The organism is Mammaliicoccus sp. A-M4 (assembly GCF_022386955.1).
Taxonomy (GTDB): domain Bacteria; phylum Bacillota; class Bacilli; order Staphylococcales; family Staphylococcaceae; genus Mammaliicoccus; species Mammaliicoccus lentus.
The window spans coordinates 38,842-55,809 of the sequence record NZ_JAJNHH010000013.1 but is presented as its reverse complement, the minus strand read 5'-3'; the positions used below and the strand labels follow the sequence as shown (position 1 = coordinate 55,809).

19 protein-coding genes are annotated in these 16,968 nt (G+C 32.3%); 5 read left to right on the top strand and 14 right to left on the bottom strand.

What is annotated here, in order from left to right:
* Positions 1 to 49 precede the first annotated feature (49 nt).
* A complete protein-coding gene (locus LQ682_RS11400; protein ID WP_016999998.1) occupies positions 50 to 652 on the bottom strand; it encodes a stage II sporulation protein M in 603 nt (200 codons plus the stop codon).
* A 138-nt stretch (positions 653 to 790) separates the two neighbouring features.
* Here LQ682_RS11400 and LQ682_RS11395 point away from each other — a divergent pair, with 138 nt between their 5' ends.
* Complete coding sequence (locus LQ682_RS11395; RefSeq protein ID WP_070045264.1) at positions 791 to 1,267, top strand: DUF1440 domain-containing protein; 477 nt, start codon at positions 791 to 793, stop codon at positions 1,265 to 1,267.
* Between the two features lie 249 nt (positions 1,268 to 1,516).
* On the opposite strand, the gene LQ682_RS11390 is transcribed toward LQ682_RS11395, so the two are convergent.
* Both LQ682_RS11390 and LQ682_RS11385 read right to left on the bottom strand, forming a co-directional pair.
* Complete coding sequence (locus LQ682_RS11390) at positions 1,517 to 1,969, bottom strand: DUF3995 domain-containing protein (protein WP_231051330.1); 453 nt, start codon at positions 1,967 to 1,969, stop codon at positions 1,517 to 1,519.
* Between the two features lie 52 nt (positions 1,970 to 2,021).
* Positions 2,022 to 2,837: a metallophosphoesterase gene (locus LQ682_RS11385; RefSeq protein ID WP_017000333.1), complete on the bottom strand. Its 816-nt coding sequence runs from the start codon at positions 2,835 to 2,837 to the stop codon at positions 2,022 to 2,024.
* A 111-nt stretch (positions 2,838 to 2,948) separates the two neighbouring features.
* Between LQ682_RS11385 and LQ682_RS11380 the strand changes: the two genes are divergently transcribed.
* Entirely contained in the window at positions 2,949 to 3,740 is a 792-nt protein-coding gene (locus tag LQ682_RS11380) for an arylamine N-acetyltransferase family protein (RefSeq protein ID WP_017000332.1), read from the top strand.
* Positions 3,741 to 3,824: 84 nt separating this feature from the next.
* Here LQ682_RS11380 and LQ682_RS11375 read toward each other — a convergent pair whose 3' ends face one another.
* A complete protein-coding gene (locus LQ682_RS11375) occupies positions 3,825 to 5,234 on the bottom strand; it encodes an MFS transporter (RefSeq protein WP_064204766.1) in 1,410 nt (469 codons plus the stop codon).
* A 353-nt stretch (positions 5,235 to 5,587) separates the two neighbouring features.
* Here LQ682_RS11375 and merA point away from each other — a divergent pair, with 353 nt between their 5' ends.
* Positions 5,588 to 6,910 carry a hypothiocyanous acid reductase MerA gene (merA, locus tag LQ682_RS11370; RefSeq protein WP_239724270.1) on the top strand — a complete coding sequence of 441 codons (1,323 nt, stop codon included), beginning with the start codon at positions 5,588 to 5,590 and terminating at the stop codon, positions 6,908 to 6,910.
* Positions 6,911 to 7,003: 93 nt separating this feature from the next.
* Entirely contained in the window at positions 7,004 to 7,573 is a 570-nt protein-coding gene (locus LQ682_RS11365; RefSeq protein ID WP_064204758.1) for an ATP-dependent Clp protease proteolytic subunit, read from the top strand.
* Positions 7,574 to 7,647: 74 nt separating this feature from the next.
* Here LQ682_RS11365 and LQ682_RS11360 read toward each other — a convergent pair whose 3' ends face one another.
* The 6 genes from LQ682_RS11360 to norA form a co-directional block, all read right to left on the bottom strand.
* Positions 7,648 to 8,259, bottom strand: a complete 612-nt coding sequence (locus LQ682_RS11360; RefSeq protein WP_064211199.1) for a TetR/AcrR family transcriptional regulator — start codon at positions 8,257 to 8,259, stop codon at positions 7,648 to 7,650.
* A 202-nt stretch (positions 8,260 to 8,461) separates the two neighbouring features.
* Positions 8,462 to 9,052, bottom strand: a complete 591-nt coding sequence (gene mhqD / locus LQ682_RS11355) for a methylhydroquinone degradation carboxylesterase MhqD (protein ID WP_239724268.1) — start codon at positions 9,050 to 9,052, stop codon at positions 8,462 to 8,464.
* A 21-nt stretch (positions 9,053 to 9,073) separates the two neighbouring features.
* Positions 9,074 to 9,679 carry a flavin reductase family protein gene (locus tag LQ682_RS11350; RefSeq protein ID WP_064211200.1) on the bottom strand — a complete coding sequence of 202 codons (606 nt, stop codon included), beginning with the start codon at positions 9,677 to 9,679 and terminating at the stop codon, positions 9,074 to 9,076.
* 24 nt (positions 9,680 to 9,703) lie between these two features.
* Positions 9,704 to 10,669 carry a ring-cleaving dioxygenase MhqE gene (mhqE, locus tag LQ682_RS11345; protein ID WP_017000326.1) on the bottom strand — a complete coding sequence of 322 codons (966 nt, stop codon included), beginning with the start codon at positions 10,667 to 10,669 and terminating at the stop codon, positions 9,704 to 9,706.
* A gap of 70 nt (positions 10,670 to 10,739) precedes the next feature.
* Entirely contained in the window at positions 10,740 to 11,171 is a 432-nt protein-coding gene (locus LQ682_RS11340; protein ID WP_017000325.1) for a MarR family winged helix-turn-helix transcriptional regulator, read from the bottom strand.
* A 228-nt stretch (positions 11,172 to 11,399) separates the two neighbouring features.
* The gene (gene norA, locus LQ682_RS11335; protein WP_239724267.1) at positions 11,400 to 12,539 is read right to left on the bottom strand and encodes a multidrug efflux MFS transporter NorA; all 1,140 of its coding nucleotides are present in this window, start codon (positions 12,537 to 12,539) and stop codon (positions 11,400 to 11,402) included.
* A 152-nt stretch (positions 12,540 to 12,691) separates the two neighbouring features.
* Between norA and LQ682_RS11330 the strand changes: the two genes are divergently transcribed.
* Positions 12,692 to 13,507: a MerR family transcriptional regulator gene (locus LQ682_RS11330; RefSeq protein ID WP_239724265.1), complete on the top strand. Its 816-nt coding sequence runs from the start codon at positions 12,692 to 12,694 to the stop codon at positions 13,505 to 13,507.
* Positions 13,508 to 13,716: 209 nt separating this feature from the next.
* Here LQ682_RS11330 and LQ682_RS11325 read toward each other — a convergent pair whose 3' ends face one another.
* From LQ682_RS11325 to LQ682_RS11310, 4 genes are all read right to left on the bottom strand, one after another.
* The gene (locus LQ682_RS11325) at positions 13,717 to 14,397 is read right to left on the bottom strand and encodes a hypothetical protein (protein WP_239724263.1); all 681 of its coding nucleotides are present in this window, start codon (positions 14,395 to 14,397) and stop codon (positions 13,717 to 13,719) included.
* Positions 14,390 to 15,271 carry an ATP-binding cassette domain-containing protein gene (locus LQ682_RS11320; RefSeq protein WP_103269507.1) on the bottom strand — a complete coding sequence of 294 codons (882 nt, stop codon included), beginning with the start codon at positions 15,269 to 15,271 and terminating at the stop codon, positions 14,390 to 14,392. The genes LQ682_RS11325 and LQ682_RS11320 overlap by 8 nt, the downstream gene beginning before the upstream one ends.
* Complete coding sequence (locus tag LQ682_RS11315; RefSeq protein ID WP_017000320.1) at positions 15,258 to 15,629, bottom strand: GntR family transcriptional regulator; 372 nt, start codon at positions 15,627 to 15,629, stop codon at positions 15,258 to 15,260. Before LQ682_RS11315 ends, LQ682_RS11320 begins: the two co-directional genes overlap by 14 nt.
* Before the next feature lie 533 nt (positions 15,630 to 16,162).
* On the bottom strand, positions 16,163 to 16,879 hold the full coding sequence (locus tag LQ682_RS11310) for an alpha/beta hydrolase (protein WP_239724262.1): 717 nt from the start codon (positions 16,877 to 16,879) through the stop codon (positions 16,163 to 16,165).
* Between the last annotated feature and the right edge of the window lie 89 nt (positions 16,880 to 16,968).

Sequence of the window (16,968 nt, the reverse complement as noted above, 5' to 3'; positions counted from 1 at the left end):
AAAAAACTGCTCTCCATTAATAAGTTTTTATTGGGGAGCAGTTTTTCTACTACTTTAATAAATCCATTAAAAAGTTCGTAAAATATGTTTCTAAAAACGCAGCGATAATACTAAGTGGTAGTACTAATAATATGTATACTTTAGCTACTATGACAATACTTTTTAAAAAAGATATTTTTGTCTTTTTGTTTTTGCGAAATAAATTACTTATCATTCTAATAATTGATTTATTAAGTAAATATAATGCCGCCGCAAATACTGCGTAACTTAACAGCTCTAATACTGTATGAGGAATTGACGACCCTACACCTATTAATCCTAAATGTAAGTCAACCCTTATTAATAATGTAAAGACAAATCCAGTTAATATGGATGTTGATATTAAGTTTGCTGAATATAAGAATGGTATAGGAATAATTGATAATATTAACATTTGTAATGGCACTTTAAACCCATTATTTATAATATATTGCCAAACTTTCTCTAATCCTTCTGCCCGTTGTTTATCCTCAGGTAAACCTTGTATATTTTTTATTATTTCGATATTAGGATTCACAATATATGTAATAATTCCTGATATTAGCATAAGACTTATTGATATACAAAAAAAGATTATAATCCTTTTAGTCATTGATTTATCTAGAATTTTCAATGCTATCCACCTTTATTTTTATATTTATTTCTATTTTAACATAGTATTTTTCAAGTTTGTTAGACTGTCGGCAGACTGCTTTTAAGTTATGATGTTTCCGGGTATACAAAGAATAGTCGATTTAAAAGAGGTGAAAAAATGAGTAATATTTCTTGTAAACGTGTATTAGCAACAGGAGTCGTTGGTGGATTACTCGCTGGAGCTGTGAAAATGGGCTGGGAATCTCTACTCCCTCCTCGTACTCCCGAACGTGAAGAAGAACCACCACCTGTAAAAATGATGAAACAATTTAATGTTCCAGAAAACGTACAAAATTTCACCGTCACTTATAATGAGAATGACATACCTATCCCTGTAATGGGCATTCACTATGGTTTCTCTGTTGGAAACGCATTACTATATGGTTTAATAGCTGAAAAATGCAGCAAGATTACTTTCGGCAAAGGTATATTATTTGGTGTAGGTGTCCATGTTATATTCCATGAATTTGTATTACCAAAATTAAACTTAACACCAGCAAAAGAAGACTTACCTGCTGAAGAACATTTATCAGAATTACTCGGTCACATTATATGGATGAACACGATAGATATTGTAAGAAATTCAGTAAAATAAGTATTAAGAAGAGTCCGGACAAATACTTGTCTCGGACTCTTTCATTGTGTTAGCAGGAGCTATGCATATTGGAAATAGGCTTATATCCAGTTTTTCACCCCTTTTATCTTATAAGAGCTGACTTATGTTGCACGTGCTCCTCGTCTTGCAACTTTATACCATATTTACTAAAACAAAAAACTGAGACAATTTAACTGCCTCAGTCTCTTAATTATGAGCAAGGATTCAAATCCAGACTCCACTATTTACTTAGATTAATTTTTGATTTGTGTTTTGTTTTTTTATTTTCATTAAGAATCCGAATAGTCCTATACCCCACAATAAAAATAGAGGGTCCCACACCATCGCTTGGCCAAATGTAGTATGAAAATCATGATACTGGATAACTTGCAACAACTTTAACCATCCTACAACTGTATTTAAACCCCCATATATCATTAAAAATACTGAACCTATACATGATATATAAAATAAAATTTTATTATATGTTTTCATTAAATACAGAGGTGCTAATGTTGCTATTCCTTTAAATAAACCGACCACAATTAACATGAGGTTCATCCATATTCCCCACTGTGCATTAAATGTAAAAACCCAAGAACCGACTGATAATAATCCAGCTGTTCCTCCAAATGCCCAATACAACGAGAATAATGTATGTACCAGCCCACTTACAACGAAAATTGAAATAAATTTTTTCACTTTATCACCTATTTTGAACAAATATCGTCTTATTTGCTAAGCGACTTGCTTTCTAAATTTCAATAATTTGAATTGTATTTTGTATTTCTTGTTTTAAATCTTTAGAACGCCATTCTCTCTGATACCCTAAGCATGGACAAATAAAATTGACACCTTTTTCTTCTATATTATTACGAAAATGTACGTGTCCCATTATGCTATATTTTATCGGATACTTCTCATAAAATAAATCAAAATCTGATGTTCCTATAAACGCATTAAAATAATCAAATATTCTATGTGGCATAGGTACAGCAAATTGTTTGTGTGTGACGATGTGCGTCATCAAAATAATATTTTTGTCTTTAACTTTTTCTAAATCTCGTCTTACTGAATCTGCTGCTAGTTTAGACATTTCTAGATCAGACTTACCCCAATCTATTCTTTCTTTATCTAGCCAAGTAGATCCGTAATATTTTCTTCTTTCTAAACGCTCTAGGCTAAATTTTTCACTATCAGCAAAGCTGTAATCATACCAACCGCTATGACCTACAATCGCCCATTCATCATTGATTATATATGGGTCTGCAATTATACTTTCTGGTTGTGATTTATAATACTCAAATATTTCATAAGAAGTCTTTTCTTCCGCTTCATTTTTCCAATAATCATGATTGCCAGGAATAAATAACACTTCTATATTTGTTTGATGTTTAACATTTTGTATAAATGGCATTGTTTGTTGATAATGGTTAGAAATATCGCCTGCTATGAGTAACATATCTAGTTTCAATCGCTTCACTTCATCAATTAAAACATCTTCAAAATCTTTCGGAAAATAATGATTACTTCGATCGATATGCAAGTCAGAAATCGCACCAATTTTCATACTTATTACCTTACTTTCTATTGTATACCCTTTAACTTCAATCTTATATTAACATATAAATGTAAACTATCCTTTATAATAGAATTAATAATAATTATTGGAGGCATATAAATGGATATTCAAAAGTTTGAAGAATATTTAAAAATAGATTCTAAAAATTATAATCAAATTAATTTAGAAACTTTAAATCATTATATAACACGCTTTATGTACACTGTTCCTTTCGAAAATATTAGCGTACAAAATCAACAACCTATTTCCGTTAATATCGATGACTTATATGAAAAGATTGTTATAAATCATCGTGGAGGATTTTGTTATGAAATGAACACTATATTTCAGTTTTACTTAGAACAAAAAGGTTTTAGTATTACTTGCGCATCCGCTACTATACACACACCTGATGATGGATGGAGTAACGATGGTTCACACATGACAACTATCGTGCAATTAGATAGACCATATATAGCTGACGTGGGATTTGGAGACTTACCTATTAATGCGTTACCCGTTCACTATGAATCTGAAAATATGACTGTCACTACTGTATCAGGTAGCTATCGCGCAATCTACGGAGAAAACGAAGAAATTCTTGTTCAAAAACTACAAGACGATAATTCTTGGAGAACTTCATATAAAGCTAAAAATATATCCAGACCATGGTCATATTTTGTAGAACATTTAGAATTTAATGAGCATAACCCAGAATCTATATTCGTACAAACATTGCTCATCACAATGGCTAAAACCTATGGTCGCGTTACAATGTCACAAGATCAACTAACGATAACTAAAGCTGATGGTAAAGAACAATCACCAGTAACACCACAAAATTACAAATCCATCTTGCAAAAATACTTCGGGTTAGACGTGACAATACAAACAATTGAAAATAAAGTATAAAAATCATAAAAAAATCTCCTAACCCACTGCTGAATATACAACGGATTAGGAGATTATTTATAAGAAAAGGATATGTCTCAGTCCTTATTTCTCTTTTATTTGTAATTCTTGTTCTTTCCACCATAATGCTTCTTCAGCATTTTTAACAACGTGATTAAATTCTTTTTCATTTGATACAGTAGGATATGAGCCTTTTAAAGCTTTTCCTGAAGTTGTTTCAAATAATACAAGAATCGTTATGAAACCGATAAGGCTGACAGCTGTTAAGTAATATGCTGGTGCTAGTGGGTTTTGAGTAACGTGCACTAACCATGTTGACACTAATGGTGTTGTACCACCAAATATTGATACTGATACGTTAAATGTAACAGCTAGTGTGCGGTAACGTACGTCTGTAAAGAAAATACTCGGTAATAAACTTGGCATAGAACCTTCATAAGTTGAAAGGAAGAATCCAAGTATTAAAATACCAAACGATACAAACATTAACTGATTCATGCCCATAAAGTAAAAGGCTAGTAATGAAAATGCAGTTAACCCAAATGAACCGAATAAGACAACTTTCTTATTACCAATCTTGTCACTTAGACGTCCGAATAAGAATGCTAGTGGAACCATTACAACCATAACACTCGTAATGAGAATTGTACTTACAGTCGTTGAGATGCCAATAACTTCGTCTAAATATGATGGCATGTATGAAAGTAACATGTAGTTCGTGATATTAAAGAATGCCACTGTAATAAAGCATAAGATAATATCTTTTTTATGATTTTTAATAATCGATACAAATGATTCAGGCTCTTCTTCATTTTCTTCGATTTCATTTTCAAATATAGGTGTTTCGTCTAAATGTCTTCTTAAATAAAGACCGATTAATCCAAGTGGTGCGCCAAGAATAAATGGAATTCTCCAGCCCCACGCTAGCATTTGTGCATCAGATAAAGCAATAAACATACCACTCGCTAATAAAGAAGCAAGTATGTAACCTGCTAAAGTTCCAATTTCTAATCCACTGCCTAGTACACTTCTTCTGTTATCAGGAGATAATTCAGCAATATATACCATTGCACCTGCATATTCTCCCCCCGTTGAAAACCCTTGAATAATTCTAGCAATTAACAAAAGAATAGGAGCCCATATACCAATTTGATCATATGTAGGTAAAAGACCGATTAATAAAGTTGAAGCAGCCATTAATATAATAGTTGTCGTCAATACTGTCTTACGACCAAGACGATCACCAATTCTACCAAATATAACCCCGCCTAACGGTCTCATTAAAAATGCAATCGCAAATGTTGCGAATGTAAATACTAATTTTAATTCATCGTTCTGTACGCCAGTAAAAAAGTTTTGGCTAATAATAATTGCTAAATAAGAATATAGACCGAAGTCAAACCATTCCATAGCATTACCTATACCTGTTGCGTAAACACTTTTCTTAGTTTGTTTCATATCAACAACATTAATTTTGTTTTTGTTAAATTTCATGTTTGATTAAACACCCTTTCGATATAGTTATGTATCTTAGCATATCGACAAATTAACACAACTGTAATATTACACTTATATACCTTGTCGTAAATTGTGAAAACCGCCACAAACGTTATAACTTATACCGATTGAAACTGGTCGACCAATGGTGTAAAATTATATTAATTTTCTTAAAATTTGCATTGATTTCCTATAGAAAGTTACTTTATTTATATAGTAAACAAATGTTATCTTTCCTAAAATTTGTATGATGAAACAGTGAAAATAATACCTTAAATTCAAAAATTTCATAATATTTTTATAAAGTACTATAATTGGTTATAGAGATTATGAGATGGAGGTTTTATACTATGAAGCATTATGACATGTTAGTGATTGGTTTTGGAAAAGCTGGTAAGACGCTTGCTAAAGATTTTGCTGGTCAAGGAAACCAGGTTGCTGTAGTTGAGCAAGATTCAAATATGTATGGTGGCACGTGCATTAATGTCGGATGTATACCTTCTAAAACGTTATTACATGAAGGTAATGAAAATCACACCTTCACTGAAGCAATTAATCGTAAAAAAGATGTCGTATCGGCATTAAATAAGAAAAATTTTGATAATCTAGATTCTGATGAAAATATTAAAGTTTATACTTATAAAGCACAGTTTAAGGATAATGAAACTGTCGATTTGTTAAATAAATCAAATGAAATTGTTGAATCTATTCAAGCAGACCATATCATTATAAATACAGGTAGTCGCTCAAATATACCTGAAATAGAAGGAATTGAGCAAACTGAGAACATTTATGATTCTAAAGGTATTATGGAATTGAGACATTTACCAGAACATCTCGTGATTGTTGGTGCAGGTTATATCGCTTTAGAATTTGCGACGATTTTCTCAAGTCTCGGTAGTAAAGTTTCGATGATTCATAATCGTAAACATATATTAGGTACTGAAGATAAAGATGTAGCATCTCATATTTACGACCAGTTGTTGAACCAAGGTATAGAATTTATAGATGAAGCGGAAGTTCACGCTTTTTCAACTGAAGATAATCGTCCTGTCGTTCATACTAACCAAGGTGATATTTCTGGTGATGCTGTCCTACTTGCGACTGGACGCATACCAAACACTGACCTCGCATTAGAAAATACTGATATTAATCTAGACGATAAAGGTGAAATTAAAGTGAATTCTTCATTAGAAACTGCTGTAGATAACATTTATGCAGTTGGTGATGTTAAAGGCGGCCCACAATTCACTTACATTTCTTTAGATGATTATCGAATCGTTAAAGATCAAATTTCAGGCAATAAAAAACGTTCAACTAAAAATAGAGGTCATGTTCCATATACAGTATTCTTAGACCCACCTTTAGGACGTATAGGAATGACAGCTAGTAAAGCTAGAAAAGAAGGCTTCAATGTAAAAGAAGGTATGATTGAAGTTAAAAATATTCCTCGTCACAAAGTTAATAACGATGATAGAGGTATATTTAAAGCGGTAGTTGATGTAGATTCACAACAAATATTAGGCGCTAGTTTGTACGGCACAGGATCTGAAGAAATTATTAACGTTCTTAAACTCGCTATGGATATGGATGTGCCTTATACAAGATTAAGAGATAATATTTATACACATCCTACTATGGTCGAAGCATTTAACGATTTATTTGATATATGATAAAAAAACTTTTGGTCAATAAAGGTCAAATTATTTGAAATGCACTTATATATCATTCACAATAAAGTTAAATATTATGATAGGAGTGATTTCATGTCTGAAGAAAAACAACAAGAAAAAGACATACTAACTGAAAAACTATTAGAAACACGTACGATCATTATAACTGGTGAAATTAATGATAAAGTTGCAAAAGAAGTCGGTAACCAACTTTTATTACTAGAAGCAATGGGCGATGAACCAATTACTTTATTCATTTCCAGTCAAGGTGGTCATGTCGATTCAGGTTATTATATTCATGACATGATTAATTTCGTGAAACCAGAAGTAAATATTATCGGTTCTGGTTGGGTAGTAAGCGCAGGTGTAATTATTTATCTAGCTAGTAAAAAAGAAAACAGATATAGCCTGCCAAACACAAGATTCATGATTCACCAACCATCAGGCGGCGTACAAGGACAATCTGTAGAAATGGAAATTACAGCTAAAGAAATTATACGCACACGTCAAAAAATCAATGAATTAATCGCGAAAGAAACAGGACAGCCTATAGAAAGAGTCGAAAAAGATACTGGCCGCGACTACTGGTTAAGCACCCAAGAAGCTTATGATTACGGCTTTATCAATAAAATTATTAAATCACGCGATGAAATCGATAAATAAATATATTGTTATTAAATAAGAATCTCTCCATTAGGTTTAAGTCTGATGGAGAGATTTTTATAGATTTTATAAACTTATTTCTTCGAATCTATCAATTGTTTCAAAATGGAAAGTGGCCCTCTAGTTGAAATCGTTACGATATATTGTACAAGTTCTTCTATAGAAACACGATTTTCGTCGTGCACCCAATATTTAACCATAGACATTAAAGCACCTGATACATATCTTAAGTAATAATCGTCTGGTACACCATAAACTGTGTTATTTTCTCCAATTAAATAATTAATATTTGAGAGAATCATATCTGTAATACGTTCTTCGATTTTACTAGTCCTATCTAAGTTTAAAATAGCATGATAAAATTCTATATTTTCGCTAATGTGTATAATCACTTTTTTAATAACTTCATTAGAGAATATTTCAATGAATTCTTCTGCAGTTTTTTGAGCAAGATTTACTTTTCGGATGTCGACTAATTTTTTTAAATCTGCAATTTGTTCGTCTTCCATTTCTTCAAGGAGTGCGTATTTATCATCATAATTTAAGTAAAAGGTACCTCTATTAATGTCGGCTTTATCAGAAATCTGACGTATTGTAATACGTTCTATTTGGCTATCTTCTAATAATTGTATAAAAGCTTTCTTTATAGCCGCTTTACTTTTTCTTACTCGACGGTCTTCAGCCATTTCATTAATTCCTTCCATAGAAAAGTTTATTTGTTAAATATCATTATAATCAACACGATTATAATTAATCAACAGATTGTATATTAACAAAGAAAGAGTCCAGAACATAAATAATTGTCCTGGACTCTTTTTTATATGGCGGTATCTGACTGGGTGGAACCACAAAATCTTTTTAGCAAAATAAGATTTCTGTTCCACTCCCTTATAATATTTCTTTTGCTGATAGTACTGCTTCTTGTGTAATTTCATGACTGTTCACCCAAGTTTCATGTACTTCAGCACCGCGTTCTTTAAATATTTCAATCACTCGTTCACTTTGTTCTTGTGTAACGATTGGATCTTGTTTACCCATTGATAGGAATACTTTAAAGTTTGATAAATCTTTTTGATTATCTTGTAAGTCTAAAGGATATAATGGTGCGAATAATAACGCTTTTTGGAAAGGTGTACTTTCTCTTAGTATTAAGTTAATCGCCATATTCGACCCGTTTGAAAAGCCTACTGGTATAACGTCTTCTAAATTAAATTCATATTCTTTTGATGATTCTTTAATAAAGTCATATAATTCTTGACCTCTATACTCTAAATCTTCTAAGTCATAATCGCCTTCTGCACGTCTTTTGAAGTAACGCGCCATACCATTTTCGGATATTTCACCTTTTACACTTAACACATTATAACTTGGATCAAGCATTTCTGCTAAAGGTAGTAAATCTCTCTCGTCTCCACCTGTTCCGTGTAATAAAAGAAATACAGGTTTGCCTTGTTCACCTTGTTTAAATATATGTTTCACTTCTAGTCAACTCCATTCACTTTATGGTCTTTCTATTGTAAATGTGCGCCCTATTTCAGCGTAATCATTACCTGCTAATCTACTTACTGCACTTAATTCATCTTTATTAATATAGCCATCGTTATAAATAGCATCATCAAAATGATAATGTTTTATTTCTAATAATATTAAATCAGATACAGGTTTATCATCTTTTTTAATAACCATTGTATCGTGTAATACAGCTTCAAAGCGTACCTTACTTTGTTTCAATCCTGGTACTGAGACACTTAACGATTCTACAGTATCAAATGTTGTACGCGTAAGTTCACTTTCATTTCTATTTAAAAGCGCAGCGGTTTCATTTGTATTTTCAACATTTTCTGTATCTACAATGTGTACGACCGCTTCTTTTTGCTCCAATATATTTCGAGCCGTGTCTTTCGATTCTCCATTTACTCTTTGTACCGCTATAGATAGTATAGGAGGTTCTGAAGAAACAACGTTAAAGAAACTAAAGGGTGCAATGTTTAATATACCGTCTTCAGATTGTGTCGTAACTAATGCAATTGGTCTAGGTATAACAGACCCTATTAATAATTTATAGTTTTCTTTTTGCGTTAATTGTTCTGGACGTAACACTTTCATCAGAACCACTCCTTTTCTATTTAATTAGTCATGCTTTCTTGTCGTATCAAAATGTTTAATTTCAGATTCAATATACTCACGCTGAGACTCTAAGAATGGTGGTAACGCAAGACTTTCCCCTAATGTTTCATAAGGCTCGTCTCCCATAAATCCTGGACCATCTGTAGAAATTTCTATTAGTATATGTCCAATTCTGGCATATAATGCTTCAAAGTAGAAACGATTAACATTTCCTGAGTTACCAATGCGTAGTTCTTTATATTTTTCTTCCCATGCTTTGATAGCTTCGTGATCTTTCACTCTAAATGATACGTGATGAACTTCACCGTACCCTTGTCTAGCTTCAGGTGTTTTGTCATCTTTTCTTAAAATAACTTGACCACCGTTACCACCTTCGCCAACTTCAAATAATGTTACATCTTCTTCTTCAACAATTGGTTTCATACCATATATTTGTTTCAATACTGATTTGAAATCGTCATAATAACTAACTGTAATTTCAATTGGTCCTAATCCATATATCGCTTTATCTTCAGGAACTGGTCCGTTTTTCCATGGTATGCCTGGTTCAACACCTTTATTTAATTCATCTGAGAATAATTGATATCTTTGACCGTCTTTCTCTTCAAATGGTAAAACTTTTTTACCAAACAGTTCTTGAATACCGTCATTTTTAACACCAAATTCTTCAAATCTCTCTAAATAATATTCTAAAGCTGCATCGTTTGGTACTCTGAAGCCTGCACGACTAATAGAATTTGTACCTCTTTGACCTTTAGGACTATTTGGGAAATCAAAGAATGTCATGTCTGTCCCTGGTGATCCTTGATCATCTGCGAAAAATGTATGGTACGTATATATATCATCTTGGTTTACTGTTTTTTTAACTAAACGCATTCCTAATACTTCTGTAAAGAATTCATAGTTTCTTACTGCATCATCTGTTATAGCAGTTACGTGATGGATTCCGATAAGTTCGTTATTACTCATTATAGATTCCTTCTTTCTTTATTTTTTATTTCGAATTCGAAATAATAACGCTGAAAAAAATTTGCGCGACTTACTCATTAGACATTGCGCTAATTTTTTTTAGTGCTCTTCTTAATATAGCAAGTTCTTCATCATCTAAGATAGAAAAAGCATTCGCAATTGTTTCAGCATGCTTTGGAAAAATATTTTCCATTAACTTATGCCCTTCATCAGTTAATACTGCATACGTGATTCGTTTATCTTTCGTATCTTGACGACGTCTCACATAACCTTTCTTAACTAATTGATCAATGACATATGTTGTACTACTACTTGCTATTAAAATACGTTGTTTAACCTTTTGAATAGGCTGATCACCTTTATGAAATAACAGTTCCATTACGGCAAATTCAGTAATATTCAAACCATAGTTCTTCATGTCTTGCTTAACAATACGATCAATCGTATCATTCGAGCGTTTAATACCTACCAATGCCTTTAAAGATTCATCTGTTCTATTCATGTCATCACCTATCCACATATTATTTCGATTTCGAGATAATTGTAACGCGATTTTAGATGTAAGTCAACAGTTTTGAGTATATTAATTATACTAAGTATAAAAATGATAAATTAAAAGCCTGAGACACAGTATACGTCTCAGGCTGATTCAATATAATGGCAATAGCTGACTGGTATGAAGTTGCACTTATATCAAACTTTTTTCATACCTAGTCCCACTTCGCTTATTTTAAAACTTTAATTTATCTGGTCTATAGAACACTAATATAACCGCCGCAAATACGAAGAAACCTATCGCAACGTACATCGGGAAGTTAATATCTATGTCGAACACTACCCCTGCTACTAACGGGCCAACTAAGTTACCGACGCTGGTTGCGGCAGAGTTTAAGCCACCCGCTGTTCCTTGATTTTTTCCGGCCAATTTCGAGAAGTAATTCGTCATTGATGGTCTTATTAAATCAAATCCTATAAATATAATAAAACTTACAAGCATAACGGATAAATAACTCGAAGCGAAAATAAATGCGAATAACACGATTACTGAATATATAAGTGAGAACAATGTAAGTCTAATTTCTCCAATTCTTCCTACGATTCTTTCAAATAGGAATAGTTGGAATATAACCCCTACAATAGCTCCACCTGTAATCGCAATAGAAATATCTTTCGGTTCGAATCCTACTTTTTCTGCTGTATATAATGAGAACATCGTCTCAGTTGAAGATAAACCGTAAGATAAAATCAACATTACAACGACAGGAACGACGAACAATTTATATGGGAATGGTTCTTTTACTTTCGGTTTGTCGACATCTTCTACTTCTTTTTCTTCTTTTAACAAAATAATAGAGAAGAGTAGCGCAATGATACCTAATACACCGGCAAAATAAAAAGGCATTCTATGCGATATTTCTGCTAAGAATCCTCCCACTCCTGGTCCAATAATAAATCCTGTGTTAATAACTGCTGACATGTAACTAAAGTTTCTTGCTCTATTTTCCACGGTTGATAAGTCACCGATCATACCATTAACACCAGGCATTACAAACGCTGCACTAATACCACCTAATACTCTTGATAATAAAAGTATTGAAAAAGTATTCCCTACCGCAAAAATAAATTCTGATATGGAGAATAATAAAAGTCCAATAATGATAATGATTTTCTTACCAAACTTATCTGCAAATCTTCCTCCAAATGGAGAAGCAATCATTTGAAACAACGCAAACACTGCTACTAATAATCCTAAATCACTACCGTTCAAATCTAAATCGTATAATATTGTTGGTAGTACTGGGATAACAATACTAATACCTAAAAACATAAGAAATATATTAAAATATAAAATGTTTAACTTATTCTTCATATTAGACCTCCTTATTCATTACTTTATTAAATATTAAGTGATTTTCACTATATTCTAATCTATTTGTTTTCATTTTCATATCAAAAAACACCTTTAATATATTAAATTTAAAGTGTATAGTAACTATATAGTCAAGTGGAGGAATTCAATTTATGCAAAAAATTAATCATATACCTATAAGCGAGTTTGCAAGTCTAACAAATGTCAGCCGACAAACATTGATTTACTATGACAAAATAGGCTTATTTAAGCCGGATTTTAAAAATGAAAGTGGCTATCGTTATTACTCAGTTAAACAAATCGAGTTTATTAGTGTCATTACATTATTGAAAGAATTAGGTATGTCCTTAAAAGAAATTAAACAATATACACAAGACAAATCACCAGAACTTTTCCTAGATCTCATGCAACAACAAAAGAAAGTCATACAAGCACAGAAACAACAATTAAATTTTAATGAGCTCGTAATAAACGATAAAATCAAATCTATCAAAGATGCTATCCATACAGAATTCGATAAAATTGAACTTCACGATATAGAAAACACTACATTTTATATTAGTGATAACATCAATAATGTTTCCGAGCTAGATTTTCTAATGTCAATAAACCAATTTGTAGATGAGCTCAAGCATCACAATTTATTCTCTAGTCAGCCAATAGGCGTTGTAACAAAGAAAAATGAAATTTTAAATAAACAATATAATCAATATAGCTACCTTTATGTTGAAATCCCATCAAATAAAAGTGACTATACAAATACCATTACCCTAAACGGGCAGTACTTAGTCGGGTATCATCTCGGTTTAGATCAAACAATTTACGAAACTTATCAAAAGATGTTTAACAAAATAGAAGAGTTGAATTTAGAGATCGGTCAATACGTTTTTGAAGAATATGTATTCGATTCAGTGATTAAAAATAATGAAAAAGAATATATTACGAAGATTATGATGGAAATTACTTAAGGGAGCCTGAGATGTTTATATGTCACAGCTTTATTTTTAGATTTGGGTCAGAAGAAAAGTTAGTTTGTGTGTTTATGTAATAATTAATCCAATAAAAGAGCTCAGGATTTATGTCCCAAGCTCTTCAGAATTTTTGTAAGTACATGCTCCCACAAGCGTCAGCACCTTACAAAATCGTCATAGTTTTTATTTTCTACTATTATAAATATTCACTCTTTCATTCTAGCTTTTATCATTATAGGGTATATCAAGAGTGCTGCTATTACACCAACTGCTCCTAATATATGAAATGTTTCATAAATATGATTCATTATCCATTCTACAAGTGGCATAATATCACCTAAAACAGACCAAATGAATACAATTACGCCAAGAGCAAATACACTTAATGCAGTTGGAATTATACCAATTCGATACATAATAGCTGCTAGTAAGAAACATACTCCTGCGATAAATAGTATAGCTAAGAAATCAATCCAAAAGTTATCTAACACACTCGCATTTGGTACTAAGTCACCTGCTCTCAATAATACTACTGTACTTTTTGAAGAGTTTGTAATTAATCGAACGATATAGCTAACAACTTCTTGTACGATAAGCAATGCAACCATGAATATTAGGTAACTAGACCATACGCTAAAAATATATTGTTTTCTCGTTGCACCTAGTTCAATAGATGCTTTAAACGGATCGTGAAATAAGAACAACGGTAAGAATCCTAATATACCAAACACAGGACCTGATAATAGTGGTCTAAAGTCTTCTGGTTCTCCAAAATAACCAATCGCCACATAAAGCGCTGCTAGAAGTATAAGCACAACCGTGAATATATAAAGTTGAAGTTTCAGTTCCCTAAATACAATTGAAAATGAACCTTTAAAATTATTCATGATGGGCCTCCTTCGTCATCGTTATATTAACTAAATAATCTTGTATATTCGCTTTATCCACTTTTATATTTAAAGCTTTACATTGCTCTATCAGTGAATCACTATACGAAACATCCACCATTACTTTATGCTGACTGAGTATTGTAGATTGTTCGATAATATCTTTGTCTGATACAACTTGTTTAATATCTTCTAATTTGCCAAGTAATACTGCACCTCTTGATTGGAAATACTCAATAGGTTCATGTAACTTAACCTCACGATTAGAAATGATAATTAGCTTTTCACAAATTTTTTCTATTTCTTTAATATGATGAGAAGCAATCATTATATATCTTGGGTCTTCATCATATGACTTTATTAATGCTTTAACGAATACCTTTCTCATATATGCATCTAAACCATTCGTAGGTTCATCTAACATTGTCACAGGTGCATGGCTCGCAATACCAATCACACCTTGTACCATAGACTGCATACCTTTAGAGAAAGTCTTAATTTTCTTCTTTCTTGGTAATTCAAACAAATCAATTAAATAATCCGCTTCTTCTTGATCCCAATTCGTATTAAACATCGCTGCAAACTTCATCGCCTCATTTACTGTCCATGATTTCCCAAAATAATGATTCTCTCGCAAATAAGTGATTTCTTCCGTTGCACTCGTGTTGTTAAATGGCTTCTTATCCAATACAGATAGATGACCTGCGTCAGGACGCTCTTGCCCAGAAATTAATTTCATTAAAGTTGTTTTACCAGAACCATTACGTCCCCATAATCCAACAATCATAGGTTCGTCTTCTTGGAGTGATAAATGCTCTAGAATGTTTTCATCCTTATACTTAAATGACATATCTTGAATATCAATGATTGTCATAATCTTGTTCCACCCTTCTTATGAGTTCTTCTTTACTTATATTTAGTCTTTTAGCTTCTTTAACCATATTCTGGATATAAGAATTAGAGAATGCTTGCATTCTTGTATTTACAAGCTTGTCGCGCGCGTCTTCAGCTATAAATACACCAATACCTCTCTTCTTAACAACAATACCTTCATCAACCAACAGTGTAATACCTTTTTGAGCCGTCGCCCTATTGATATTATAAAAATTCGAAAGTTCTGTTGTAGAAGGTATTTGTTCACCTTCTGACAAAAGTCCTTCAACTAAATCATCTTTAATCATATCTGCAATTTGCAAAAATATAGGTGTTTCATCATTCAATGTAGGTTTCATATTCATTCTCCTTATCCTATAACATGATTGGTTGATTAGTTGTGTAATCAACTATAATACTTACCATGTTATTTGTCAATCAATTTTATGTATATTTACTCTCATAATACTGCAATATTCCCATTATATCAGTATTTTAAAGTTATGAAATTTTTATAAAAGGTTGGTTAGTCATCTTGTTGAAACAATAAAAAAGCAAGAGATAAATAATTGTTCCGGACTCTATTTTTGTATTGGCAGTAGTGGATTGGATGATTATGTTGCACGTGGACCTCGTCTTGCAACATTCGGAGGCTTTATGTTGCACGTGGACCTCGTCTTGCAATATTCAGGGGCTTTATGTTGCACGTGGACCTTCTCTTGCAACATTCGGAGGCTTTATATTGCACGTGGACCTTCTCTTGCAACATTCGGGAACTTTATATTGCACGTGGACCTTCTCTTGCAACATTCGTTATCTTATTTACACAAACAAAAAAGCTGAGACAAATAAAAATTGTCTCAGCCTGTTTCATCACATTGGCATTAGCCGATTAATACAATATTTTATTAATACCCTCTGCAAAATACGTTTCAAAAAAGTGGTGACGATGTATACCTTCAGGATGTGTTACAAAAGTTAAACGAGAATCAGGGTTAACTAACTTCTCTTCAAGAATTTCTACACCCTCTTTAGTACAAGGAACCATATTCTTTAATATATTTGGATACTCAGCACCCTCTAACTCACCGACATACCAATAAACATCCCGAGGATATTCAATATTATCAGCCTTTTTAAGAAAATCAATAAATCCCGGATACCACATTGAAGCAGACATTACTAAATACTTACCAAACAAATGGGGTCTTGTAACTAAAGCATAAATAGATAGTAACGCACCAAACGAACCGCCACCAATAGTTAAATATTCCGACTCATCAAAAATATGATACCTTTCCTTTAAGTAAGGGATTAATTCAAATTCCAGTAAATCTAAATACTGCTCAGCTTCCCCACCATAATGCTGTCCACTAACATCCACAATCCAAGGCGTATATTCCCTATTACGCTCTACTGGTTCAACACCAACAAACATAACATTACTTGGATAATCTTCGACAAGCTTATCAAAAAGATATGAACCATCCTGTACAATAACAGTGTGAAAAGGCACAGGATCAGAATTATCATCTTCATAATGTTCAGGAAGAGCAATCGTTAATAAACGACCATTCCATAAAATTTTTTGTACCTCTTGCAAACCCATCCACTCCTATCATTCTCAATATTATCAATTGAGAAATATTATCATTTATAACATCATAACATAAAATACTTTCATACGTTATAGCACAT